This window comes from Winogradskyella luteola (assembly GCF_019203985.1).
Taxonomy (GTDB): Bacteria; Bacteroidota; Bacteroidia; order Flavobacteriales; family Flavobacteriaceae; genus Winogradskyella; species Winogradskyella luteola.
This window is the reverse complement of record NZ_JAGSPD010000003.1, coordinates 315,090-338,344: the sequence shown is the minus strand read 5'-3', so window position 1 is coordinate 338,344 and position 23,255 is coordinate 315,090. Positions and strand designations below refer to the sequence as shown.

24 protein-coding genes and 2 tRNA genes are annotated in these 23,255 nt (G+C 34.2%); 12 read left to right on the top strand and 14 right to left on the bottom strand.

Annotated elements, in window-relative coordinates; all coding sequences use genetic code 11:
• Positions 1-49 precede the first annotated feature (49 nt).
• The 8 genes from KCG49_RS05655 to tgt form a co-directional block, all read right to left on the bottom strand.
• Positions 50-775: a sulfotransferase-like domain-containing protein gene (locus KCG49_RS05655; RefSeq protein ID WP_256259878.1), complete on the bottom strand. Its 726-nt coding sequence runs from the start codon at positions 773-775 to the stop codon at positions 50-52.
• Positions 768-1,685 carry an aminotransferase class IV gene (locus tag KCG49_RS05650; RefSeq protein ID WP_218545220.1) on the bottom strand — a complete coding sequence of 306 codons (918 nt, stop codon included), beginning with the start codon at positions 1,683-1,685 and terminating at the stop codon, positions 768-770. The genes KCG49_RS05655 and KCG49_RS05650 overlap by 8 nt, the downstream gene beginning before the upstream one ends.
• 57 nt (positions 1,686-1,742) lie before the next feature.
• The gene (locus KCG49_RS05645) at positions 1,743-2,783 is read right to left on the bottom strand and encodes an AI-2E family transporter (protein ID WP_218545219.1); all 1,041 of its coding nucleotides are present in this window, start codon (positions 2,781-2,783) and stop codon (positions 1,743-1,745) included.
• A gap of 72 nt (positions 2,784-2,855) precedes the next feature.
• Positions 2,856-4,388, bottom strand: a complete 1,533-nt coding sequence (gene dnaB / locus KCG49_RS05640) for a replicative DNA helicase (protein WP_218545218.1) — start codon at positions 4,386-4,388, stop codon at positions 2,856-2,858.
• Positions 4,389-4,557: 169 nt separating this feature from the next.
• Positions 4,558-5,511: an acetyl-CoA carboxylase carboxyltransferase subunit alpha gene (locus KCG49_RS05635; protein ID WP_218545217.1), complete on the bottom strand. Its 954-nt coding sequence runs from the start codon at positions 5,509-5,511 to the stop codon at positions 4,558-4,560.
• Between the two features lie 55 nt (positions 5,512-5,566).
• Positions 5,567-6,475 (bottom strand): DMT family transporter, encoded by a 909-nt coding sequence (locus tag KCG49_RS05630; protein WP_218545216.1) that lies wholly within the window; start codon positions 6,473-6,475, stop codon positions 5,567-5,569.
• Entirely contained in the window at positions 6,462-7,538 is a 1,077-nt protein-coding gene (locus tag KCG49_RS05625) for an LptF/LptG family permease (RefSeq protein WP_218545215.1), read from the bottom strand. Before KCG49_RS05625 ends, KCG49_RS05630 begins: the two co-directional genes overlap by 14 nt.
• A 3-nt stretch (positions 7,539-7,541) precedes the next feature.
• The gene (tgt, locus tag KCG49_RS05620) at positions 7,542-8,672 is read right to left on the bottom strand and encodes a tRNA guanosine(34) transglycosylase Tgt (RefSeq protein ID WP_218545214.1); all 1,131 of its coding nucleotides are present in this window, start codon (positions 8,670-8,672) and stop codon (positions 7,542-7,544) included.
• Between the two features lie 177 nt (positions 8,673-8,849).
• On the opposite strand from tgt, the gene KCG49_RS05615 reads away from it, so the two are divergent.
• Genes KCG49_RS05615 through KCG49_RS05605 form a run of 3 tightly spaced genes read left to right on the top strand, consistent with a single transcriptional unit; the run spans position 8,850 to position 11,316 of the window.
• Complete coding sequence (locus KCG49_RS05615) at positions 8,850-9,695, top strand: transketolase (protein ID WP_218545213.1); 846 nt, start codon at positions 8,850-8,852, stop codon at positions 9,693-9,695.
• A gap of 19 nt (positions 9,696-9,714) precedes the next feature.
• Positions 9,715-10,668 carry a transketolase family protein gene (locus KCG49_RS05610; protein ID WP_218545212.1) on the top strand — a complete coding sequence of 318 codons (954 nt, stop codon included), beginning with the start codon at positions 9,715-9,717 and terminating at the stop codon, positions 10,666-10,668.
• A 54-nt stretch (positions 10,669-10,722) separates the two neighbouring features.
• Positions 10,723-11,316, top strand: coding sequence for a porin family protein (locus tag KCG49_RS05605; protein WP_218545211.1), 594 nt, complete (start codon positions 10,723-10,725; stop codon positions 11,314-11,316).
• Between the two features lie 73 nt (positions 11,317-11,389).
• Here KCG49_RS05605 and KCG49_RS05600 read toward each other — a convergent pair whose 3' ends face one another.
• Positions 11,390-12,538 (bottom strand): FKBP-type peptidyl-prolyl cis-trans isomerase, encoded by a 1,149-nt coding sequence (locus KCG49_RS05600; protein WP_218545210.1) that lies wholly within the window; start codon positions 12,536-12,538, stop codon positions 11,390-11,392.
• A gap of 29 nt (positions 12,539-12,567) precedes the next feature.
• Between KCG49_RS05600 and KCG49_RS05595 the strand changes: the two genes are divergently transcribed.
• The 3 genes from KCG49_RS05595 to KCG49_RS05585 all read left to right on the top strand — a co-directional run bounded on the left by KCG49_RS05595 (position 12,568) and on the right by KCG49_RS05585 (position 14,106).
• Entirely contained in the window at positions 12,568-12,939 is a 372-nt protein-coding gene (locus KCG49_RS05595; RefSeq protein WP_218545209.1) for an RNA-binding S4 domain-containing protein, read from the top strand.
• Entirely contained in the window at positions 12,923-13,489 is a 567-nt protein-coding gene (locus KCG49_RS05590; protein WP_218545208.1) for a methyltransferase domain-containing protein, read from the top strand. Before KCG49_RS05595 ends, KCG49_RS05590 begins: the two co-directional genes overlap by 17 nt.
• A gap of 113 nt (positions 13,490-13,602) precedes the next feature.
• Positions 13,603-14,106 (top strand): phosphoribosyltransferase family protein, encoded by a 504-nt coding sequence (locus KCG49_RS05585; protein ID WP_218545207.1) that lies wholly within the window; start codon positions 13,603-13,605, stop codon positions 14,104-14,106.
• Here the strand turns inward: KCG49_RS05585 and KCG49_RS05580 are convergent.
• Positions 14,098-14,619 carry a shikimate kinase gene (locus KCG49_RS05580; protein ID WP_218545206.1) on the bottom strand — a complete coding sequence of 174 codons (522 nt, stop codon included), beginning with the start codon at positions 14,617-14,619 and terminating at the stop codon, positions 14,098-14,100. The two genes, KCG49_RS05585 and KCG49_RS05580, sit on opposite strands and share 9 nt — an antisense overlap.
• A 129-nt stretch (positions 14,620-14,748) precedes the next feature.
• Here KCG49_RS05580 and KCG49_RS05575 point away from each other — a divergent pair.
• From KCG49_RS05575 to KCG49_RS05550, 6 genes are all read left to right on the top strand, one after another.
• Positions 14,749-14,821 (top strand) — tRNA-Lys (locus tag KCG49_RS05575).
• Positions 14,822-14,874: 53 nt separating this feature from the next.
• A tRNA-Leu gene (locus KCG49_RS05570) sits at positions 14,875-14,960 on the top strand.
• Positions 14,961-15,122: 162 nt separating this feature from the next.
• Positions 15,123-16,022, top strand: a complete 900-nt coding sequence (locus KCG49_RS05565; RefSeq protein WP_218545205.1) for a MerR family transcriptional regulator — start codon at positions 15,123-15,125, stop codon at positions 16,020-16,022.
• A gap of 5 nt (positions 16,023-16,027) precedes the next feature.
• Positions 16,028-17,488, top strand: a complete 1,461-nt coding sequence (gene crtID / locus KCG49_RS05560) for a bifunctional phytoene desaturase/3,4-desaturase (RefSeq protein ID WP_218545204.1) — start codon at positions 16,028-16,030, stop codon at positions 17,486-17,488.
• Between the two features lie 36 nt (positions 17,489-17,524).
• Complete coding sequence (locus KCG49_RS05555) at positions 17,525-18,364, top strand: phytoene/squalene synthase family protein (RefSeq protein WP_218545203.1); 840 nt, start codon at positions 17,525-17,527, stop codon at positions 18,362-18,364.
• An 18-nt stretch (positions 18,365-18,382) separates the two neighbouring features.
• On the top strand, positions 18,383-18,829 hold the full coding sequence (locus tag KCG49_RS05550; protein WP_218545202.1) for a sterol desaturase family protein: 447 nt from the start codon (positions 18,383-18,385) through the stop codon (positions 18,827-18,829).
• Between the two features lie 38 nt (positions 18,830-18,867).
• Here the strand turns inward: KCG49_RS05550 and KCG49_RS05545 are convergent, their stop codons facing one another.
• The 4 genes from KCG49_RS05545 to KCG49_RS05530 form a co-directional block, all read right to left on the bottom strand.
• Positions 18,868-19,428 (bottom strand): adenylate kinase family protein, encoded by a 561-nt coding sequence (locus KCG49_RS05545; protein WP_218545201.1) that lies wholly within the window; start codon positions 19,426-19,428, stop codon positions 18,868-18,870.
• A 12-nt stretch (positions 19,429-19,440) separates the two neighbouring features.
• Entirely contained in the window at positions 19,441-20,004 is a 564-nt protein-coding gene (locus KCG49_RS05540) for a TlpA family protein disulfide reductase (protein WP_218545200.1), read from the bottom strand.
• A 9-nt stretch (positions 20,005-20,013) separates the two neighbouring features.
• Positions 20,014-20,685 (bottom strand): Crp/Fnr family transcriptional regulator, encoded by a 672-nt coding sequence (locus KCG49_RS05535; RefSeq protein WP_218545239.1) that lies wholly within the window; start codon positions 20,683-20,685, stop codon positions 20,014-20,016.
• Between the two features lie 125 nt (positions 20,686-20,810).
• Positions 20,811-23,078, bottom strand: a complete 2,268-nt coding sequence (locus KCG49_RS05530; RefSeq protein WP_218545199.1) for an aconitate hydratase — start codon at positions 23,076-23,078, stop codon at positions 20,811-20,813.
• Between the last annotated feature and the right edge of the window lie 177 nt (positions 23,079-23,255).

The following is a 23,255-nucleotide window of genomic DNA, read 5'->3' as shown; positions in this document are numbered from 1 at the left end:
ATACTTAAATTTTAGTCCGATTGGATTAAAATTATAATTCTTTTAAGACCTATATTGAATACTTCAATAAAGTTTTGTAGTGAGGCTTACATTCTTCCAATAGGTTATTAAGGTGCTTTGGAAAGGGATCTTCTTTGGGTTTATACTTTTGAAATCCAGTGGATTTATGAACGTTATGATACCAATATTTAGCCCAAATACCATCTTCGGGTCGTTGCATTGGTTGCCACGATAACATATTTTCATCAAAAGGAATTCCTATAAAATCACATAACTTCTGTAATGTTTCTCCAGGGTTTTCTAAAACTTTTCTGGAATCCAAAACCGTAAAAGGAATATTTTCTTCTTTAAAATGGTTCAGTAAACCAATATGAAGTGCATAACCTACGTCATTTATGGTTGGCTTATTAATTACCTTATCAAAAGACGGCAACATATCCTTAGGATTTCTCGTTAAAATGATATTGATCGTTTCTTTCATAAACCCACGATCCAGATCTAACAAATGATGTGTCATATGCTTAAAGAACAGTATTGGTTTTTCATTATTGGCCATCATCATTTCAATCACTTTATCACCATTGTTTTCCATTGTTTCAAGAATATCTTGAGCACCTGGATGGTAGCGATGTGCTTCTGGGTGATTTTTTAAATAATACGCATACAAAGGCTCATCAAACACTTTTGTATCCTCACGTTGCGCAAAGGCATACATCAAAGCTGTTGATATATTTCGTGGTCCAGACCAAAGGCAAATGCGTTTTATATTATCCATTTTTCACTTCGGCATTAATTAAATTTTCATATAAATCGCTTAAAGTTTTTGTCATATTCCCATAATTCCCCTCACCTATTACTCGTCCATCGATTTTAGTTACCGGCGTTAATCCACCAAATGTTCCAGTTACAAATGCTTCATCAGCTCCATAAACATCAAACAACGAAAAGTCTTTTTCAAAACATGGTATGTTATTGGCAATGCAAACTTCAATAACCTTCGCTCTGGTAATCCCGTTCATGCAATATTTACTTGTTGATGTCCAAACTTCATCATTTTTAATTATGAAAAAATTAGTTGCATTACAAGTAGAAACGAAACCGTTAACATCTAACATTAAGGCTTCATCTGCACCAGCTTCAATGGCTTGAATCAAAGCCTGAACCTCATGCAATTTACTATGGCAATTTAACCTTGGATCTAAATAATCGGGTGAACCTCTCCTGACAGTACTGGTAAACAATGTTATGCCTTTTTCTTTGGAAGTCTTAGAAGCTGCTTTATACTCAGGAATTATAACCACATTAGGACCAGATATAGTTAACCTCGGGTCTTGTGAAGGTGTTTTTTTAATGCCTCTGGTCACCATTATTCTTACATGTACACCATCGGTCATTTTGTTGGCGTTTAACGTATTCCAAACCTTTGCTGTCAACTCTTGTTTTGTAAACGGCAATTTCATTCCCACTGTTTTTGCCGATTGCCACAAACGGTTAAAATGATCTTCCAAAAAGACTAAAACACCATGATGCAGACGTAATGCCTCCCAAACACCATCTCCTACCAAATAACCGCTGTCGAATACAGATATTTTAGCATCATTTCGCTTAAAGAGTTCATCGTTAATAGATATTAGAATAGAATCATTTCTAGAATCCGCTAGAGCATTATGCGTACCATGAACCATTGCTGATAATTTTAAGCAGAAAGATACTTAAAATTCATAGTTAAAAAACTGAAAGTCTTAAAGTTTTTTGATTTGTGTTTCGTTACCAGAAAGCAAACTTGCAATAACTTTAGTACTCGGAAATTGCTCCAAAATTATCTTGATAAACACCGTAATAGGAATTGCCATAATCAAGCCTGGAATTCCCCATAAAAATCCCCAAAACATTAGCATAACCAATACTGCTATGATATTTATTGAAAAGGATTTACCCATAAAAATTGGTTCTAAAATAGCACCAAAAGTGACTTGTACCAGCGTAATAGCCAATACAAAAAAGAAGAGCGTACTTGTTGGATCCAACTCAACAAAGGCGAATATCGATAGTAAAATAACCGAAACAAATGAGCCCACCATTTGCACAAAGTTTATGGCGAATGCAAATAAGCCCCAAAAAATTGGAAAGCTAACATCAAAGAATACACACATTAAACCCGTAAACAAGCCCGTTAATGCACTAACTAAAAACTTCACTTTAATAAACTTTATCAAATCTTTTTCAATCTTCATAAAAGCCTTAATAGATGTATGTTTTTGCTTTAATAAAGTATTGTTCAGTAATTTATGTACGTTAATGGATTCTGCCAACCAAAGTACCACGAAGAATGTGGTCATCAAAAGGGTTGTGAGAAATGTTCTTAAAAAGCCGAAGGTAGATCCTAAATTTTCTTTTTCAAAAAATTGTGCCAAAGGATTTTTATTGTCTTCAAATTCAATTCCGAAGTTTTCAAAAACATATACTTTTAAATCTGCCAACTTCTCTTCTGCCTTTGGAAAAAAATCTGATTTAGTAGCCAAAATTTCCTTACTGGAAAGCTGAATTAATTCTATACCTAATTTTAATCCACCTGCAACTAATAACAATACGATAATTATGCTTATAAATTTTGGTATTTTGCGACGACCTAACCAGCGCATTAAAGGTAAAAATAACAGTGCAATGAACATTGAAAAAATCAATGGTATAAATATAAACGAGAGTATTTTAAGTAGGTAAAATACTAGCGGAACAACAATAATCAACAACAAAATATTTGTCGTACGTCTTTGGTCTAACATGAGGCAAATTTCTTATGAATAGCGAAAAGTAAAGATACGTCAAAAAAGTACTTTAAAAACCATAAAATGCTGTTAAAACGGCACACCGTCATCCTCAGGCCCATCGAAAGCATCGGACGCAGATGGAAAACTATCTGGCTTAAAGGTATCGTCATTTGCTGCCGCATTCATTTTAGAATGGAACTCTCCAAAAGGAGTATCAAAATCATCCAAATTATCAAACTTACCTAAGTGACCGATAAACTTCAATCTAATATTATCCAACCCACCATTTCTGTGCTTGGCTACAATAAATTCACCTTGACCTTCAGTTGGTGAGCGCTCTTCGTCATCCCATTCGTCAATTTTGTAATACTCTGGTCTGTAAATAAAGGACACAATGTCCGCATCTTGTTCAATCGCACCAGACTCACGTAAATCTGATAGTAATGGTCTTTTGCTTCCACCACGAGTTTCTACCGCACGAGACAACTGAGATAAAGCAATTACCGGAACATTTAACTCCTTTGCCAATGCTTTAAGGTTTCGAGAAATCATTGATATTTCTTGCTCTCTATTTCCGCCTTTTTGACTTCCACCTGCTGTCATTAACTGTAAGTAATCAATCATTATCACCTTTATACCGTATTGCGAAGCCAGTCTTCTAGCTTTTGCTCTTAAGTCGAAAATGGATAATGAAGGTGTATCGTCAATAAATAAAGGTGCATTTTCTAAGGTTTTTACTTTAACATTGAGTTGCTCCCATTCGTGCTTTTCCAATTTTCCTGTTCTGAGTTTTTCTGAGGATAATCCTGTTTCGCTCGATATTAAACGTGTAATTAATTGAACAGAAGACATCTCTAATGAGAAAAACGCCACTGGTTGATTAAAATCTACAGCAATATTCCTCGCCATAGTTAATGTTAATGCTGTTTTACCCATACCAGGACGCGCTGCAACAATAATTAAATCACTAGGCTGCCAACCCGAGGTTAATTTATCGAGCTTGTCAAAACCTGTTGGTATACCACTTAAGCCATCTTTATTTGAAATTTCTTCAATTTTTTTCTTGGCCTGTATCACCAAACTCTGGGCTGTTTCAGTTGATTTTTTGACATTACCCTGAGTGACCTCGTACAATTTGGCTTCAGCATTATCCAACAAGTCAAAAACATCTTTGGTTTCATCGTAAGCTTCTTCAATAATTTCGTTTGAAATTTTAATTAAACTACGCTGAATATATTTTTGAAGAATAATACGTGCATGGAATTCTATATGTGCCGAAGATGATACACGCTGTGTTAAAGAAATAAGATAAAAATCACCTCCAACTAAATCTAATTTTTCATCTTTTTTTAATTGGCTGGAAACGGTTAATAAGTCGACAGGTTCACTGTTTTCAAATAATTTGAAAATAGCTTCAAAGATATTTTTATGTGATTCTTTATAAAAAGCTTCAGGACTTAAAATATCAATAACCTCATCAACACCTTTCTTGTCAATCATCATCGCTCCAAGCACAACTTCTTCTAAATCAGTTGCTTGAGGCGGTATTTTCCCTTTCTCTAAATTAATTATAGTGCTTTTATCGACTTTATAGCCTTGTGCTAGGTTGGGTTGTTTCATAAGTAACAAAAGTAGCTAAATAGTATCGACGAACTACCAGTTGCAGTTTCTACAATCTCAACAGGTAGTTAACAATTTAACTGTTAATAACTTAAATTTATTGTTAATAGCGTCAAAAAAAACCGAAGCTAAAACTTCAGTTTTTTTTAGTTGCCTATGTATAGCGGATTTAGTCTTTATAGACTCCCATTTCGTCGTATTTATTCATACGTTGTTTCACCAATTCTTTTGGTGATAAGTTTTTTAGTTCGTCATAAGATTTTACAATAGCATCCTTGACTGCCGAAAATGTTTTTTCTCTATCGGTGTGCGCACCACCAAGAGGCTCTTTTATAATCTGATCCACAAGCTTCATACGCTTCATATCTTTTGCTGTTAGCTTTAAAGCTTCAGCAGCTTGCTCCTTGTATTCCCAGCTTCTCCATAAAATGGATGAACAAGATTCTGGGGAAATAACAGAATACCAAGTATTTTCTAACATCATTACTTTATCTCCTACTCCGATTCCAAGAGCTCCTCCAGAAGCTCCTTCTCCTATAATTATAGTAATAATAGGCACTTTAAGACGTGCCATTTCTAAAATATTTCTAGCAATTGCCTCACCTTGTCCCCGTTCCTCTGCTTCTAAACCTGGGTAAGCACCCGGAGTATCAATTAATGTCACCACAGGAATACCAAATTTCTCAGCAGATTTCATTAAGCGTAAGGCCTTACGATAACCTTCGGGATTGGACATTCCGAAATTGCGGTACTGTCGTGTTTTGGTATTGTATCCTTTTTGTTGGCCAATAAACATATAGGTTTGGTCACCAATCTTACCTAAACCTCCAATCATGGCCTTATCATCTTTTACATTTCTATCTCCATGTAGTTCTAAAAACGACTCCCCACAAAGTGCCTTGATATGGTCTAAAGTATATGGTCTATTGGGATGACGCGACAATTGAACACGTTGCCATGCCGTAAGGTTTTTGTATATATCCTTTTTAGTTTCGGCTAATTTTTTTTCAATTTGCTTGCAAGTCTCTGTGACATCAACGTCGCTTTCCTCACCTATAACCTGACATTTTTCAAGCTGTTCCTCTAATTCTTTTATTGGCAATTCAAACTCTAAGTATTCCATACAATTTGAAGTTATTTTATATTTCGTTAGTTAGTAGTATGCAAATATAAAAACTTTAATCGGTAATAGCGTTTGTTTTGTTCTTCGTGCGTTTGTAATTTTTAAAAATGGCATCTAACAGCACTGTAACAATAATTAGAACTGCACCAATGTAAAACTGAGGGGACATTTGTTCGGTATCTGGAAATATGAGCAAAGCTAATGCTATACCATAAATGGGCTCTAGATTATAGCTTAGAATGACCGTAAATGGACTAATGTAACGCATAACATCAACAGATCCTATAAATGCATAGGCTGTACATACCGAAGCTAAAATAAAAATGTATATCCAATCTTTGCTTGAAAGCGTAAAAAATTCGGCATTGAATTCTATATCTGAAAGGCCTATGAATACAGTTAAAAAAAATACTCCACTTACAAATTCGTAAAACGAAATTACAGTTGCATTATGACGTTCTATAAAGCGTCCGTTGATTACTGCAAATAAAGTTGAAAACAAAGCAGATAAAAGACCTAAAATTATACCATAGATATAATCCATTTCACTACTTGTAATTAAAAATACTCCAGCTATTACAATAAGCCCGAATAAAATTTCATAGACTAATATGCGTCGCTTAAAAAAGATAGGCTCAATAAACGAAGCGAAAAAAGCCCCAGAGGAAAACATTGCCAATGCTATTGACACATTAGATTGTTTGATGGATTCAAAAAAAGTAATCCAATGTAGTGCAATGATAACGCCTGCCACAGAAAATTTCCAAAATGTCTTTTTAGTTATTTTAATATCTAGTTTTATCGCAATAACAAACAGATACATTAAAATACCAGCTATTGCCATTCTGTACCATACCAGAGCTAAAGCCCCAATAGTAATAAGCTTTCCTAGTATAGCTGTAAAGCCGGCAATAAAGACTAGAAAATGTAAATGAAGGTAATGCTTTAGTTTAGCGTTTGGCATTTTGCAGAAGGTATATCGCTAAAATACCAAATATTACATTAGGAAACCATACCGCAACTATAGCAGGAAAATTAGATTGTTCTGCCATAACTCCAAAGACCTTATCAAAAAACACATAAATCATTGCTATGGATATGCCAAAAGCTAAGTTAACTCCCATACCTCCTCGTCGCTTCACAGAAGATACAGCTACGGCAATTATTGTAAGTATAAATATAGAAACTGGCAAACTCCATTTTCTAAGTTTTACTACTTCATAACGACCAATGTTCGGTGAACCTCGTCGTTTTTCGGCTGCAATAAAATCTAACAACTCACCATAAGTCTTTGTTTCAGCAGCATACTGTACTGGCGTTAAATCTTCTAGCTCAAAAGGGAAGTCCATATCCACTCTACGCTCTTTTTCTACAGTTTCAATACCATTATTAAACGATCTTTTTAGATAAGATGTAAGTCTGTATATGCTATCTTCTTCCAGATATCTTATATTATCAGCAAATATTTTGTACTTGAGTTCATTGTTTTCGAAATGCTCATACGTGAAATTCATTCCTAATTTACGTTTAGGGATAAAGTTACTTACGTATATATAATCATTGTCATTTATCTGTCTGTAAACATCTCTTGTTTGCTGAATATTCTTGCTTTTCTTTAAATATTTATATTTAAATTCATTAAAACCTTGGCTTGCTACGGGAGCTAGGTACATGCCCAGAATGAAAGCAAATGCAGCAACGATTGTAGCCCCAATTAAATAGGGTCTTAAAAACCTTGAAAAAGACACACCCGAACTTAAAAACGCAACTATTTCGGTATTGTTTGCTAGTTTAGAAGTAAACCAAATCACTGATAAAAACAAGAATAGTGGAAATAAGAGGTTGGCAAAATAAACCGTAAAGTTTAGATAATACATTGCTGTTTCTTCAAAAGGCACTTTATTCTCAAGGATTTTTCCAACTTTTTCAGCTAGATCTACCGTAATACCAATAGGTATAAACAATAGTAACATCATTAAAAATGTGAACAAATAACGCTTTAATATGTACCAATCTAGGATTTTCACGTCTTATAATCTATTATCCATTTGCTTAACCATCTTGGCTTTCCATGTTTTAAAATCCCCTTCAATGATATGCTTCCTCGCTTCTCTAACCAACCATAAATAAAATCCAAGGTTGTGAATCGTTGCAATTTGTTTTCCCAACAATTCATTTACGGTGAATAAATGTTTTAAATAAGCTTTTGTGTAATCTGTATCTACAAATGTAATTCCCATGTCGTCAATAGGAGAAAAATCATCTGCCCATTTTTTATTTTTAATGTTAATAGTACCATGGGCAGTAAACAACATACCATTTCTAGCGTTTCGAGTTGGCATTACACAATCAAGCATATCTACACCTAACGCTATATTTTCTAATATATTGATAGGCGTACCTACTCCCATAAGATAACGTGGCTTGTCTTCTGGCAGAATATCGCACACCACTTCTGTCATGGCATACATTTCTTCAGCCGGTTCACCAACAGATAAACCTCCAATAGCATTACCTTCTGCGCCTGTATTGGCTACATACTCTGCAGATTGCTGCCTTAAATCTTTATAGGTACTACCTTGCACAATAGGAAAAAAGGTTTGACTGTAGCCATATTTAAAAGGTAATTTTTCTAAGTGATTTATACACCTGTCCAGCCAACGATGTGTCATGTGCATAGAACGTTTTGCATAGTTGTAGTCGCACGGATATGGTGTACATTCATCAAACGCCATAATGATATCAGCACCAATAGTTCTTTGTACTTCCATCACATTTTCTGGTGTGAATACGTGATAACTTCCATCAATATGTGACCTAAATTTTACGCCTTCCTCTTTTATTTTTCTATTAGCAGACAACGAATACACCTGATAACCGCCAGAATCAGTCAAAATATTTCTATCCCAATTCATAAACTTGTGTAATCCACCTGCTTGCTCTAAAATTGGCATTTGAGGTCTTAAATACAGATGGTAAGTATTGCCTAGAATAATATCTGGATTGATATCATTCTTTAGCTCTCGCTGATGAACTCCTTTAACAGACGCCACTGTACCAACAGGCATAAAAATCGGAGTTTCAATTGTGCCATGATCTGTAGTAATAACTCCTGCTCTTGCTTTGGTTTCTTTATCTGTTGCTAGTCTTTGAAAATTCATTAATTGTAAGTCTGATGGCAAATATAATTAACTCAAAAACATTACATCTTAATAAAAACCAAATTATAAATTAAAATTGTTAGCAAATCCGTTAAATCGTTAATAAGTGCATGTACTCAATCTTTGAAAGGCTTATGTAAAAAACTATTTTTGTGGCATTAATTTAAGCAACACAACATGCCAAACATTCAACAATTAGAAGATTTAACTACTCAAGTTCGAAGAGATATTCTACGAATGGTACACAAGGTGAACTCTGGTCATCCAGGAGGTTCATTAGGTTGTGCCGAATTTTTTGTTACATTATATCAAGATATCATGGAAACCAAAGATGGTTTTGATATGGACGGAAAAGGAGAAGATTTATTTTTCCTTTCTAATGGTCATATTTCACCTGTATATTATAGTATTTTAGCTAGGTCTGGTTATTTTCCTGTTGATGAGTTAAACACATTTAGGTTAATCGATTCTCGCCTACAAGGTCATCCTACCACTCACGAAGGTCTACCAGGTGTACGCATAGCTTCTGGTTCTCTAGGTCAAGGTATGTCTGTCGCTATAGGGGCAGCTGAAGCAAAAAAACTAAACAACGATGACCATTTAATCTATAGTTTACATGGTGATGGTGAGTTACAAGAAGGGCAGAATTGGGAAGCTATTATGTATGCTGCAGGAAACAAAGTTGATAACCTTATTGCAACCGTAGATTTGAATGGCCAGCAAATTGATGGTTCTACGGATAATGTTCTACCTATGGGCAACCTTAAAGCTAAGTTTGAAGCTTTTGGCTGGACCGTTGTAGAAATTGAAGAAGGCAATAATATTGAAGCGATACTCAAAGGTATGGCCGAAGCCAAATCACTAACAGGCAAAGAGAAACCTGTTTGTGTACTATTAAAAACTGTAATGGGCAACGGAGTGGATTTTATGATGCATACGCACGCATGGCATGGAAAAGCACCTAACGATGAGCAGTTAGAAATTGGATTAGCTCAGAATGCTGAAACTCTAGGAGACTATTAATCATCAATCAAAAAAGAAAATGAAAACATATACAAACACAGGAAATAAAGATACTAGGTCTGGTTTTGGAGCTGGATTAACAGAACTTGGAAAAACCAACGAAAACGTTGTGGCACTTTGTGCTGATTTAACAGGATCTCTTAAGATGGATGAGTTTAAAGCTAATCACCCAGAACGATTTTTTCAAGTTGGGATTGCAGAAGCAAATATGATTGGTATTGCCGCAGGTATGACAATTGGAGGCAAAATTCCATTTACCGGAACATTTGCAAATTTTTCTACTGGTAGAGTTTATGATCAAATCCGTCAAAGCGTCGCATATTCTGATAAGAATGTAAAGATATGTGCATCTCATGCTGGTGTTACTCTGGGCGAAGATGGGGCTACACATCAAATACTTGAAGATATTGGTCTAATGAAAATGCTACCAGGTATGACCGTAATAAATACCTGCGACTTTAACCAAACAAAAGCAGCTACATTGGCGATAGCAAAACATCACGGTCCTGTTTATTTGAGATTTGGACGACCAAAAGTTCCTAATTTCACACCAGAGAATGGCGACTTTAAAATTGGTAAGGCAGTAATATTAACTGAAGGAAGTGATGTAACTATAGTTGCTACTGGTCACTTAGTTTGGGAAGCCTTGGAAGCTGCAAAAGTGTTAAATGAAAATGGTATTAGCGCAGAGGTTATTAATATTCACACTATTAAGCCTTTAGATGACCAAGCTATTTTAGATTCGGTATCTAAAACTGGCTGTATAGTTACTGCAGAAGAGCATAACTATCTTGGTGGTCTTGGTGAAAGTGTTGCGCGGGTTTTAGCAAAGCACAAACCAACACCTCAAGAGTTTGTTGCCACCAATGATACTTTTGGTGAATCTGGTACTCCCTCACAACTTATGGAAAAGTATGGTCTCAATAATGATGCTATTCTCAAAGCTGTAAAAACTGTACTAAAAAGAAAATAACTTCATTTTGGCAACGTTTTTGATATTAAATACCTAATCTTAAAAACGAACAATATGAAAAATTTAAAAAGAACAGCTTTTATAGCTGTAGCTCTTGCATTAATAGGGTTTTCCGTTAATGCTCAAAAAGGCAGTGCCTTTGGTTTTAAAGGCGGATTAAACTACAGTGCTAACGGAGATTATTTTGAAGCCATTGGTGATAATGCCAAAAACCCTGATCGCAATGTAGGATACCATCTAGGTGTCTTCGGAAAGATTGGTAATCAATTCTATTTTAGACCAGAGCTCATCTACACAGCTACCAAAAGTGATTATGACAACAATGATTTTAATGTTAAAAAGCTTGATGCTCCGCTGTTAGTAGGTATTAAGGTTTTGGGGCCGGTCAGTGTATTTGGCGGACCTTCTTTACAATACATCTTAGATACCGAATTTGATGGTATCGATATTGATAATGTTGAGGATGATTTCTCTGTTGGATTAAATTTTGGTATTGCATTGAATTTTAACAAAATAGGAATAGACCTAAGGTATGAAAGAGGTTTTAGTGATAATGAAGCTACTTTCTTAAGCAATAATAACATTAGTATTAGTAGAATTGATACTAGACCAGATCAATTAATACTTAGCTTATCTATAGCGTTATAATTGAAATAGGTCATAAAAAAGCCGCTAATAAAGCGGCTTTTTTATTCTACATGCTCAATTGACATTATTTTATTTATTCATCAATGTTATTATAATCTATACTTACAGAATCATCCAAATAATCTAAAATACCATTACTATTGGTATCTTGAGCGGTAACAGTAATAATAACCAGACCATCTTCGCTTTCTTCTCTGCTATAAACATATTCATTTGCGGCAAGTGTTGGTTCAGAAGTGTATGTAGTTTGTACTAATTCGTTAAATGTTGAAATACCATCTTCATCATCATCAAAATCTGCAAAATCTGATATACCATCTCCATCAGTATCGTTATCAAAAACATCTACATTATCATTATAATCTTCGACAAAAGACGGTATCCCATCCGAATCATGATCTACCTCTTGATACTGCAAAAGTTCAAACTTAAAAATTAGATTTGAATATGAAGGTATATCTAGTACACTACCAGAAAAATAACCTAAACCAGAAGGAACAAACATGACTCCCAACCCGAAATTATTATATTCTACAATACCATTACTCAAAGAAAAATCAAATGCAGTATTAAAGGTAGGAAGCACTAATTGCCAAGCCCTTATGGCACCTTGAGAACCAAAACCATTACTATGCAGATTTATATTGTCGGGCGTGCTGAGGCTTTGAAACACATCTTTAGTTTCTACAATCGATCCTTCAAACCTAAAACGAACTGCATCCGTAAATTTTGGAGCTTCACCACCACCTTGGTTAATCTTAAGAACATAATACTCGTAATCTGCCTCTAAAAAAGTAGTTGTAAGTGTTTCAACTGCATCTATGAGTAATGTATTATTATCAGGGTCAGGCATTTCTAAGTAGTTGCCCTCATCATCTTGTGGAAGTTCGGTGATAACAATGTCTGTATATTTATGATTCGATCCAGACTCAAAAAAACTAGAATTATAATAATGTGTAGTCAAGTATGCTAAAAGTGAGTCTTTGTCTGCGAGTTGTTGTTCCGCTCTATCTCTAATTGGAATTGAAGAAGTCGAATCATCATCATTTTCACAAGACACAACAGCTATGACTAAGACCAATAAACAAAGTCCAAGTTTCAATACTTTAATTTTCATATGCTTTATTATTTCGAGCATAAGATTCACCACAAATCTTATACTAGGTTCATTATTGCTTTTAATATGGTCGCAAGATACATTAAAATAATATTTTTGTATCATAAGATTAACGTAGTTTTTAGTTAAATTATATGCGAATTGACAAATATTTATGGTGTGTACGTTATTACAAAACACGTAATATAGCTACAAAAGCTTGTAAAAAAGGACAGGTAAAACTTAATGGAGCAGTTGCAAAACCTTCCAGGGAAATTTACCCAACTGATAAAATTGAACTTAGAAAAAATCAAATTACCCATCAATTAACTGTTAATGATTTGCCACCAAATCGTGTAGGGGCAAAACTGGTTGACATTTACAGAACAGATACAACTCCAAAAGAAGCTTTTGAAGCCCAAGAATTATTAAAATACAGTAAAGATTATTACAGAAAAAAAGGAACTGGCAGACCTACTAAAAAAGACAGGCGAGATATAGAAGGTTTTCATGAAGAAGAAGAATAAGTTAAATAGAGCATATTGGGAAAGAAGATATGAGACCGATGAAATTGGCTGGAATATTGGCTACCCATCAACACCAATAAAGTTTTATATTGACCAGCTTAAGGATAAGTCCTTAAAAATCTTGATTCCAGGTGCTGGAAATGGATACGAAGCAGAGTATCTTTGGAATAGTGGCTTTAAAAATGTATTTGTAATAGATTTAGCAAAACAACCATTGAAAAATTTAAAGAAACGTGTACCGAATTTTCCCAAAGAACAATTATTGCAGGCTGATTTTTTTGAGCTCAGCAATACATTTGATTTGATTTTGGAACAAACCTTTTTCTGTGCGCTCTATCCTGCTTTGAGGTTGAAATATGTAGAAAAAATGCATCAACTATTACAAACCCATGGAAGGCTTGTTGGTTTACTTTTTGATTTTCCACTAACCGAATCTGGCCCGCCATTTGGTGGGATCAAAGCAGAATATAAGCGACTTTTTGAACCTTATTTTAAAATAAAGACTTTACAAACATCAATAAATTCAATAAAAGAAAGACAAGGTAAATAACTGTTTTTTATCTTTGAAAGCCTGTAGTAGATATTAAACAGGTTATATTTTACAATAATTAAAGATTACTGATCACATAATTACTATGTGTGGAAATTTATAACAAAAAATTGATGGCATTAACAAAAAACACCATTTTAAGTCATAAAGAAATTGAGCATAAAATTAAGCGCATTGCTTATCAAATCTATGAAAGCAATGTTGACGAAACTGAAATTGTTATTGCGGGCATTGAAAGTAATGGCTACATATTAGCTAAAAAAATAAAACAGCAATTAGATAAAATCTCTTCAATAACCTCAACACTTTGTAAAGTTACTATTGACAAAGCTGAACCTACAAAGCCTATTAATACATCAATACCATATAAAGATTACACCAATAAATCCATAGTGCTCATTGATGACGTTTTAAACTCTGGCAGTACACTTATTTACGGTATAAAGCATTTTTTAGATGTGCCGCTCAAGCAATTTAAAACTGCAGTATTGGTAAATCGTAATCATAAAAAATTTCCTGTAAAAGCTGATTTTAAAGGTATTTCTTTATCTACGTCTTTATTTGAGCACGTGCATGTCAACCTATCCAAACAACCTTATGAGGCATACTTAGATTAATTGCATTAAAATAGTTTCTAAGGTTTCTTTTTTCGATTTATTATCAATATCAATTGTATATTGCGCTTGATTGTAATAGTAAGTGCGTTCAAAAAGATGCTTGCCAATAAACTCAACCAATTCAGATTCTGAGCTTATATGATTTATTAATGGTCGTTTCTCGCGTTCGTTATATAAACGTTTGGCCAAAAGCGGTATAGATAACTTTAGATAAAATAGTTTTACCTGAGAATTGTCTAGCAACAGTTTTAGGTTTCTTCCATAACACGGTGTTCCTCCACCCAGTGCAAGTACCTTATTTTCCTGAGAATTTAAAATTTCGTTTAAGTAATGGTTTTCCTTCTTTCTAAAGTATATCTCACCAGAGCTGTCAAATATATCTTTAATTGTTGCATTCTCTTTCTCTGAAATATATTCGTCTAAATCTAAAAACCTGTAATCCAAAACCTTGGCTAAATCCTTACCAATAGTGGATTTCCCAGACCCCATATATCCCATCAAAACTACAATCATAAAGCTTACAATTTGATTATTAAAACACTAGCTGAATTGACCACAAAAAAACGAAAATTTAAATAAAAAAAGTATTGTTTTATTAATTAAACATTTTATATTTGCACCCTCGTTAGAGAAAAACATTATGACCGGGTAGCTCAGTTGGTAGAGCATCTCCCTTTTAAGGAGAGGGTCCTGGGTTCGAGCCCCAGCCCGGTCACAAAAGTTAAGCAATAGAGCTTAACTTTTTTTTTACCATTATTCATGTTATTTGCGCACGTGGCGGAATTGGTAGACGCGCTGGCTTGAGGGGCCAGTGACCGTTTTAGGTCGTGGAAGTTCGAGTCTTCTCGTGCGCACAAAATCAAAAGAACTTTTTTTACTTAAGCTCCCCAGCTTTCTTTATTCCTTTTTTGCAATCGCAAAAAACTTATTAACATACGATTTTTACTTAAATTTTGTTAATTGTAGTATTCTTAACGAGATAAATCTTATTTTTGTTTAAACATTTTTACAAAAAAATGAACAATATTAAAAATCAGTTTAGTATTAAAGATTTAGAAAATCTCACTGGTATTAAAGCGCACACTATTAGAATATGGGAGAAACGTTATAATTTACTAGAGCCAAAACGCACCGATACTAACATTAGGTATTACGATCTGGCAAGCTTTCAGAAGTTGCTCAATGTAAGTTATCTCAATAATAATGGTTACAAAATATCTAAAATTGCTACCATAGAAGCTCATAAAATCCCTATTCTCGTTAGAGAAATTGCAGCAGAAAGCAATATGGAAAGTCATGCCATAAATGCTTTTAAACTGGCAATGCTAAACTTTGACCAAACACTTTTCTACAATACTTATGAGTCGTTATTAAAAGAAAAAGATTTTGATGAAATTTTCTACGATATTTTCATTCCGCTTCTTACCGAAATAGGCTTATTATGGCAAACCGATACCATCACTCCTGCTCACGAGCATTTTCTATCTTCACTAATACGACAAAAAATATTAATAAATACAGAAAAAGTTCAGTCTAGGCAAATCAACAAATCCAAGAAAACATTTGTGCTTTATTTGCCCGAAAATGAAATTCATGAGTTGGGCTTAATGTTTATAAACCATCAATTGGTAAGCAAGGGGTATCAATCCATATTTTTAGGTTTTAGTGTACCACTGAACAGCCTTTTAGATCTGCAAAATTATTACGACGAAATTATTTATTTGTCTTACTTTACTGTGAAGCCCGAAAAAGATAAAATTGAGGATTACATAAATGATTTCAATAAGCTTCTTATTAATAAGTCAAATACAAAACTTTGGGTTTTAGGTCATATGCTAAATGCCATAGATTTAGAAAAGCTTCCAGAAGGTATCTCAGCTTTTAAATCCATAAAAGAACTTATTGATAAAGTATAACATTAATGAGCAAAACAATATCCATAATAGGCTCTGGTTTTTCCGCTTTGTCAGCTTCATGCTATTTAGCTAAAGCTGGTTATAATGTTTCGATATTTGAGAAGAACGGCACTGTTGGTGGTAGAGCCAGACAGTTGATTAGGGATGGTTTTACTTTTGATATTGGCCCCAGCTGGTATTGGATGCCAGATGTATTTGAAAAATTTTTTAATGACTTTGGAAAACGTACCAGTGATTATTATCAATTAGATAAGTTGAGCCCTGCGTACAAAATCTTCTTTTCCGATGAAGTGATAACTATTGGAGACCATATGGATCAGATTTGTGAAGAATTTGAACGTATCGAAACCGGCAGTTCAAAACCACTTAGAAAGTTTATTTCACAAGCACAAGAACATTATGATATTGCGATTAACAATGTCGTCTTAAAGCCTGGACTTTCACCTTTTGAGTTGGTTACAAAAGAAACTGTAACTAGAGTTGACCGTTTTTTCAAAACTATTAGTAAAGAGGTTCGTAAGAATTTTAAAAATCCTAAATTAATTTCAACTTTAGAATTTCCTGTTCTCTTTTTAGGTGCCAAACCTAGCCAAACACCTTCATTTTACAGTTTTATGAATTTTGCCGACTTCGGTTTAGGTACATGGCATCCCAAAGGTGGTATGTATGAGATTATTAGAGCTATGAAAAGTCTCGCTGAAAGTTTGGGTGTAACAATTAACACAAATAGTAATGTCGAAAAAATAATTGTAGAAAATGGCAAATCGGCAGGCATAAACGTTAATGGTAAACTTATTAAATCTGATGTAGTTTTAAGTGGTGCTGATTACCATCATTCCGAAACATTATTAGATAAAAACTACAGACAGTACAGTGAAACATACTGGGACAAACGCACATTTGCCCCTTCTTCCCTACTCTTCTATGTTGGTTTTGACAAGAAGTTAAACCATGTGGAACATCATAATTTATTTTTTGATACAAATTTTGAAAATCATGCTGAGGATATTTATGATGACCCAAAATGGCCAAAAAACCCATTATTTTATGTTAACTTTCCGTCAGTAACGGATGATAGCATGGCACCAAAAGGTTGTGAAACTGGGTTTTTCCTTATTCCCATTGCACCTGGGTTAGAAGACACACCACAACTACGGCAACAATATTTTGACATTATTATTAACCGTTTTGAAAATTTAACTGATCAGAACGTTCAAGAACACATTCGCTTTAAAGAATCATTTTGTGTCAATGACTTTATAAGCGAATACAATTCGTACAAAGGAAATGCGTACGGGATGGCCAATACTTTAATGCAAACTGCGTTTTTAAGACCAAAACTAAAAAGTAAAAAAGTAGAAAGCCTCTATTTTACAGGGCAATTAACAGTTCCTGGCCCCGGAGTACCGCCAGCCTTAATCTCTGGAAAGTTAGTAGCTGAACTTATACATAAATATGAAGATTAATTATTACCTTTAATAGCAATATCATAATATAATATAATGAAATCAATTTTCGACAACGTCTCCAAAGAATGCAGTAAAGCTGTTACAAATGCCTACAGTACGTCATTTTCAATGGCCACAAAAATGTTGTCTGATAGTATTAGACAAGACATTTACAATATTTACGGATTTGTAAGGTTTGCGGACGAAATTGTTGATACGTTTCACGAGTTTGACAAAGAAAAACTTTTTAAAGATTTTGAAGCTAGTTTAGAAGCGGCATTGGCAGATAAAATTAGCTTAAACCCTATTTTAAATTCGTTTCAAGAAACTTACCATAAGTACAATATCGATAAACATTTGGTGGATGCTTTTATGAACAGTATGCGGTTAGATCTACACAAGACTGATTACCTAACTGAGCAAGAATACAAAGACTATATTTATGGATCAGCTGATGTTGTAGGTTTAATGTGCTTAAAGGTTTTTGTAAAAGGTGATAATGAAAAGTACAATAATCTTAAAGACTCTGCCATGAGTTTGGGTTCTGCATTTCAGAAGGTAAATTTTTTAAGAGACCTAAAGGCAGATTTTGAAGACTTAAGCAGAACTTATTTTCCAAATACCGATTTAAATCATTTAGACGAAGCTTCAAAACAAGCTATTATTACCGATATAGAAGAAGATTTTGCAAAAGGACTAAAAGGCATTAAGCGTCTACCGCTAGAAGCACGTTTTGGCGTATTTATGGCATATCGTTATTACAACAAATTACTTCAAAAGCTCAAAAAAACACCAGCTCTAGAGATTAAATCTACTAGAATTAGAGTTCCCAACTACAAAAAAATTGAACTGCTAACTAGAAGCTACGTGAAATATCAACTCAATTTACTTTAAAATATAAAAGACATTATTATGCAAACTGTTTTTTGGATACTGATTTTCTTAGGAACATTTTTTATTATGGAATTTAATGCATGGTTTACCCACAAGTATATAATGCATGGCTTTTTATGGAATTTACATAAAGATCATCATCACAAGGATCATGATAGTTGGTTTGAACGTAATGATGCCTTTTTTATTTTTTATGCTGTTGTAAGTATGACCTGCTTTTATCTATGGAATTATGAAGGTATATGGTATACGCTTCCTATTGGATTAGGTATTTTATTTTATGGTATTGCCTATTTTGTTGTCCATGATATTTTTATACATCAACGTTTTAAGTGGCTGAGAAATATTGATACTAAATATGCCAGAGGAGTAAGGCGCGCTCATAAAATTCATCATAAACATTTAGGAAAAGATAAAGGTGAGAATTTTGGAATGCTGATTGTTCCATTTAAATATTTCAAATAAAGTTTTCTTTTGAATTACTAGATTATACCAAACCTATACTAGGAATGAGTCATCATATAATCTACAACATTGTAAGTGACTGTCATAAAATCCTTGGAAGTGTCAAAATAAGTTAAGCCATTTTTTTGACAAGATTTTTTAATTTTTTTGCTGTACTCTATCATGTTTTTAACATGATTTTCGATGTGTGTATCAGATTTATCACTTAACCAATCTGTTGTACCAGTAACAAACTTTTTTATTTCATTAACTTTTTCAATAATAGAGATGTCAGTATAGCCTAAAAAGCATATTTTCATCTCTTCAGGGTGTTTATTCATTAACTCAATGATTAATTCTGGTAATATAGCTTCACCTTCAATAATACAATCATCACCTACCCAAATCATACTTTCGCACATTGCTTTAAAAAAGCTCCAAAACCTTTCGGCTATATCATCTGGCATCAATAGATCGTGTATTCCATATTCTGGAATACCTTTAGTGAATCCCATCACAAGCCAATCTAAAGATATGTACGGAACACCTTTTTGGATAGATAATCTTTTTGCAATTGTGGTTTTTCCAGATCTGGAAGCACCACTAATTAAGTATAGCATACGGTTAGCTTATTATTCTATAAGTAAATCATTAAGTTGACTTCTTACGGTTTCACTATTCCAATCCACAGCACCAGATTCATCTACAACAATCTCTCCACGCTTATTTATTATAAATGTTCTAGGGATAGAGCGTGTGTATAATTCTTCTGGAATTTCGTTTAAAGAATTAAAAACTTCAAAATTAAAATTCTTCTTGTTTTTAAATTTTTCTACAGTCTCAAAATCATCGGTTGTAACAAACAAAAACTCAACTTTATCACTATAATCATTGTATAACAATTGTAGGTTTGGCATTTCTGCAATGCACGGTGGGCACCAAGTTGCCCAAAAATTTATAAATACCACTTTTCCTTTAGTATTATTAAATGTAAGTGATCTACTATTATCCGATTTTAATTTCCAATTAGAATACGCTATGGAAACCCTTTCATCTTTATCAATAAGTGAAGATTGATTGATATAGCTTAGACCCTTGTGCAACAATATCTGTAAAGGTTCTCTGGTTTGAGGAATGATGAGAACAGCTATTATAATAAAAAATATAATATTGCGTTTTGTAAGTTTAGCTTTCATGTAGTAAAATTAAGCAGAAGTCTTGAAGATACGGATTTGTTTACGGTTAAAATCTATAATCTTGTCTTCTTTTAACTCGTTCATTAAAACATTTAATGTCGGTCTAGATATACCGATTAAGCATGCAATATCTTTTTGTGTGTACGGATGATTAATAATATGGTCGCCTGTTTTATTGCAATCGTAACCATATTCGGAACATAACTCATCCAAAAATTCCATTAAGCGTGTTTTTGAATCCTTAAACAGCAAGAGCTGTAGGCGGCGTTCTAATTTTTTAAACTTTAACCCGATAAACTTATAAATTCTTAAACTGAACGTTTTATTGTCTCTCATAAGCTCGTGCATGGTATTTACACCTACAGGACAAATTGAAGTATTATTATCTAGAGATTGTGCAAATTCTTCACGCTTTTCTTCTCCCAAGATAGCTTTTTCGCCAAAGAGCTCCCCTCTTTTTAAAATTGCTTTTATTACTTCTGTTCCATCTTCGTTATAGTAGCCAATCTTTACCTTTCCTTTTTCGATGAGATATACCTTATTGGCTGCATCTTCTTCAAAATAGATATAGTCGCTTTTTTTATAGGCATCAAAATCGTGGCAATCCTTATATTTCTTAAACTTATGAGGACATAACAAATTGAATAAGTTAACATCCTCGAATATCCAGATGGCATTCATGGCTAATAAAAGATTAATTGAGTTGCACTTTCTGTCGTATAGAAGATGTAAACCTTTCATTTTAAAGCAAAAAAAACTCCCAGCCAGAACTGAGAGTTTAATTTAATACTATTGGTTTTATATCATTAAGCGTTCTGCTTCTTAATTAAATTCAATGCAGAACCTTCCTTATACCATTCAATTTGTGCATCATTATAGGTATGGTTCAGTGCAATGGTATCTTTAGATCCATCTGCATGAACTACTTCAATATGCAATGGTTTGTCTGGTGCGAATTCGTTTAAGTCCAAGAAGTTGAACGTATCATCTTCTTGTATTAAATCGTAATCAGATTCATTGGCGAATGTTAGCCCAAGCATACCTTGTTTTTTAAGGTTGGTTTCATGAATACGCGCAAAGGACTTTACAATTACAGCTGCCACACCCAAATGTCTTGGTTGCATTGCTGCATGCTCTCTAGATGATCCTTCTCCATAGTTATGGTCACCAACAACAATAGATTTTATTCCCGCGGCCTTGTAAGCTCTAGCGGTATCTGGCACTCCGCCAAATTCGCCTGTCAATTGGTTTTTAACAAAGTTTGTTTTCTTACCGAATGCATTAACAGCTCCTATTAAGGTATTATTTGCAATATTATCTAAATGTCCTCTAAAGCGTAGCCAAGGCCCAGCCATAGAGATATGATCTGTTGTACATTTTCCAAAGGCCTTAATCAATAATTTAGCACCAGTTATTGAATCTCCAATCGGTGTAAATGGTTCTAACAATTGTAAACGTTCAGACTCTGGATTCACAGTAACTTCAACTCCACTTCCATCGGCAACGGGCTCTAAGTAACCATTCTCTTTAACATCGAAACCTTTTGGTGGTAATTCCCACCCTGTTGGTTCATCTAACATAACTTCTTCCCCATTTTCGTTAATTAAAGTATCAGTCATTGGGTTAAAGTCTAGCCTACCTGCTATTGCAATTGCTGCTGTAATTTCTGGTGACGCTACAAAAGCATGCGTATTTGGATTACCATCTGCACGCTTGGCAAAGTTTCTATTAAAGGAATGTACAATACTATTCTTTGGAGCATTTTTAGGATCACTGTAACGTGCCCACTGCCCTATACATGGTCCACAAGCATTAGTGAATATTTTAGCATCCAATTTTTCAAAAACTTGAAGAATGCCATCACGTTCTGCAGTATAACGTACTTGCTCAGAACCTGGATTTATACCAAACTCAGCTTTGGTCTTTAATCCTTTGTCCAATGCTTGTTGTGCTATGGATGAGGCTCTAGACAAATCTTCGTAAGATGAGTTGGTACAAGAACCAATAAGTCCCCATTCTACCTGCATTGGCCATTCATTTTCTTTGGCTTTTGTTGTCATTTCCCTACCTACAGTTGTTGATAAATCTGGTGTAAAAGGTCCATTTAACAATGGGCCTAATTCCGAAAGATTAATATCTATAACTTGGTCGAAGTATTGCTCAGGGTTTGCATAAACTTCGTCATCAGCAGTTAGGTATTCTCTAATTTTATTGGCTTCGGCAGCAACATCCTCTCTATCTGTAGCTTTTAGGTAACGTTCCATAGAATCGTCGTAACCAAACGTAGACGTTGTTGCTCCAATTTCGGCTCCCATATTACAGATGGTTCCTTTACCTGTACAAGACATAGATAATGCCCCTGGGCCAAAATATTCAACTATAGATCCTGTTCCTCCTTTCACAGTAAGAATTTCTGCAACTTTAAGAATCACATCTTTTGGTGCTGTCCAACCCGAAAGCTTTCCAGTTAATCTTACACCTATCAACTTAGGAAATTTAAGTTCCCAAGGCATACCAGCCATAACATCTACAGCATCGGCTCCACCAACTCCGATGGCAACCATTCCCAATCCACCAGCATTAACGGTATGCGAATCCGTACCTATCATCATTCCCCCAGGAAATGCGTAATTTTCCAATACCACTTGATGGATAATACCAGCACCTGGTTTCCAAAATCCAATACCATATTTATTAGATACAGATTCTAAAAAGTTAAATACTTCACTACTTGTATCATTGGCATGTTTTAAATCTGTTGCCGCACCATCTTTAGCCTGTATTAAATGGTCACAATGTACCGTTGTTGGTACTGCAACTTTTGGTTTACCTGCTTGCATAAATTGCAATAGTGCCATTTGAGCAGTTGCGTCTTGGCAAGCCACTCGGTCTGGTGCAAAATCTACGTAATCTTTACCTCGGGCAAATGTTTCGGTAGGTTTTCCGTCCCACAAATGCGAGTATAATATTTTTTCTGAGAGTGTCAATGGTTTACCAACTATTTCTCTGGCAGCATCAACGCGCTCAGTCATATTGGCATAAACCTTTTTAATCATATCAATGTCAAAAGCCATATAGTATATTTAAAGGTTGATAATTATTTTTAAGAAGCACAAAAGTACGAAATACAAAGGATTTTTAAAAATATGTAACGAAATTGGATTTTCTTTGAAAATAAATCATATTTCGATTAATTATCTATCAGAAATTTACAAAATTAACACTAAATAACATTAAGTATTAATAATTTA

Coding starts and splice junctions, on each gene's coding strand:
- KCG49_RS05655 (WP_256259878.1), bottom strand. CDS start 775: ATGGATAATATAAAACGCATTTGCCTTTGGTCTGGACCACGAAATATA.
- KCG49_RS05650 (WP_218545220.1), bottom strand. CDS start 1,685: ATGGTTCATGGTACGCATAATGCTCTAGCGGATTCTAGAAATGATTCT.
- KCG49_RS05645 (WP_218545219.1), bottom strand. CDS start 2,783: ATGTTAGACCAAAGACGTACGACAAATATTTTGTTGTTGATTATTGTT.
- dnaB (WP_218545218.1), bottom strand. CDS start 4,388: ATGAAACAACCCAACCTAGCACAAGGCTATAAAGTCGATAAAAGCACT.
- KCG49_RS05635 (WP_218545217.1), bottom strand. CDS start 5,511: ATGGAATACTTAGAGTTTGAATTGCCAATAAAAGAATTAGAGGAACAG.
- KCG49_RS05630 (WP_218545216.1), bottom strand. CDS start 6,475: ATGCCAAACGCTAAACTAAAGCATTACCTTCATTTACATTTTCTAGTC.
- tgt (WP_218545214.1), bottom strand. CDS start 8,672: ATGAATTTTCAAAGACTAGCAACAGATAAAGAAACCAAAGCAAGAGCA.
- KCG49_RS05615 (WP_218545213.1), top strand. CDS start 8,850: ATGCCAAACATTCAACAATTAGAAGATTTAACTACTCAAGTTCGAAGA.
- KCG49_RS05610 (WP_218545212.1), top strand. CDS start 9,715: ATGAAAACATATACAAACACAGGAAATAAAGATACTAGGTCTGGTTTT.
- KCG49_RS05605 (WP_218545211.1), top strand. CDS start 10,723: ATGAAAAATTTAAAAAGAACAGCTTTTATAGCTGTAGCTCTTGCATTA.
- KCG49_RS05600 (WP_218545210.1), bottom strand. CDS start 12,538: ATGATACAAAAATATTATTTTAATGTATCTTGCGACCATATTAAAAGC.
- KCG49_RS05595 (WP_218545209.1), top strand. CDS start 12,568: ATGCGAATTGACAAATATTTATGGTGTGTACGTTATTACAAAACACGT.
- KCG49_RS05590 (WP_218545208.1), top strand. CDS start 12,923: ATGAAGAAGAAGAATAAGTTAAATAGAGCATATTGGGAAAGAAGATAT.
- KCG49_RS05585 (WP_218545207.1), top strand. CDS start 13,603: ATGGCATTAACAAAAAACACCATTTTAAGTCATAAAGAAATTGAGCAT.
- KCG49_RS05580 (WP_218545206.1), bottom strand. CDS start 14,619: ATGATTGTAGTTTTGATGGGATATATGGGGTCTGGGAAATCCACTATT.
- KCG49_RS05565 (WP_218545205.1), top strand. CDS start 15,123: ATGAACAATATTAAAAATCAGTTTAGTATTAAAGATTTAGAAAATCTC.
- crtID (WP_218545204.1), top strand. CDS start 16,028: ATGAGCAAAACAATATCCATAATAGGCTCTGGTTTTTCCGCTTTGTCA.
- KCG49_RS05555 (WP_218545203.1), top strand. CDS start 17,525: ATGAAATCAATTTTCGACAACGTCTCCAAAGAATGCAGTAAAGCTGTT.
- KCG49_RS05550 (WP_218545202.1), top strand. CDS start 18,383: ATGCAAACTGTTTTTTGGATACTGATTTTCTTAGGAACATTTTTTATT.
- KCG49_RS05545 (WP_218545201.1), bottom strand. CDS start 19,428: ATGCTATACTTAATTAGTGGTGCTTCCAGATCTGGAAAAACCACAATT.
- KCG49_RS05540 (WP_218545200.1), bottom strand. CDS start 20,004: ATGAAAGCTAAACTTACAAAACGCAATATTATATTTTTTATTATAATA.
- KCG49_RS05535 (WP_218545239.1), bottom strand. CDS start 20,685: ATGAATGCCATCTGGATATTCGAGGATGTTAACTTATTCAATTTGTTA.
- KCG49_RS05530 (WP_218545199.1), bottom strand. CDS start 23,078: ATGGCTTTTGACATTGATATGATTAAAAAGGTTTATGCCAATATGACT.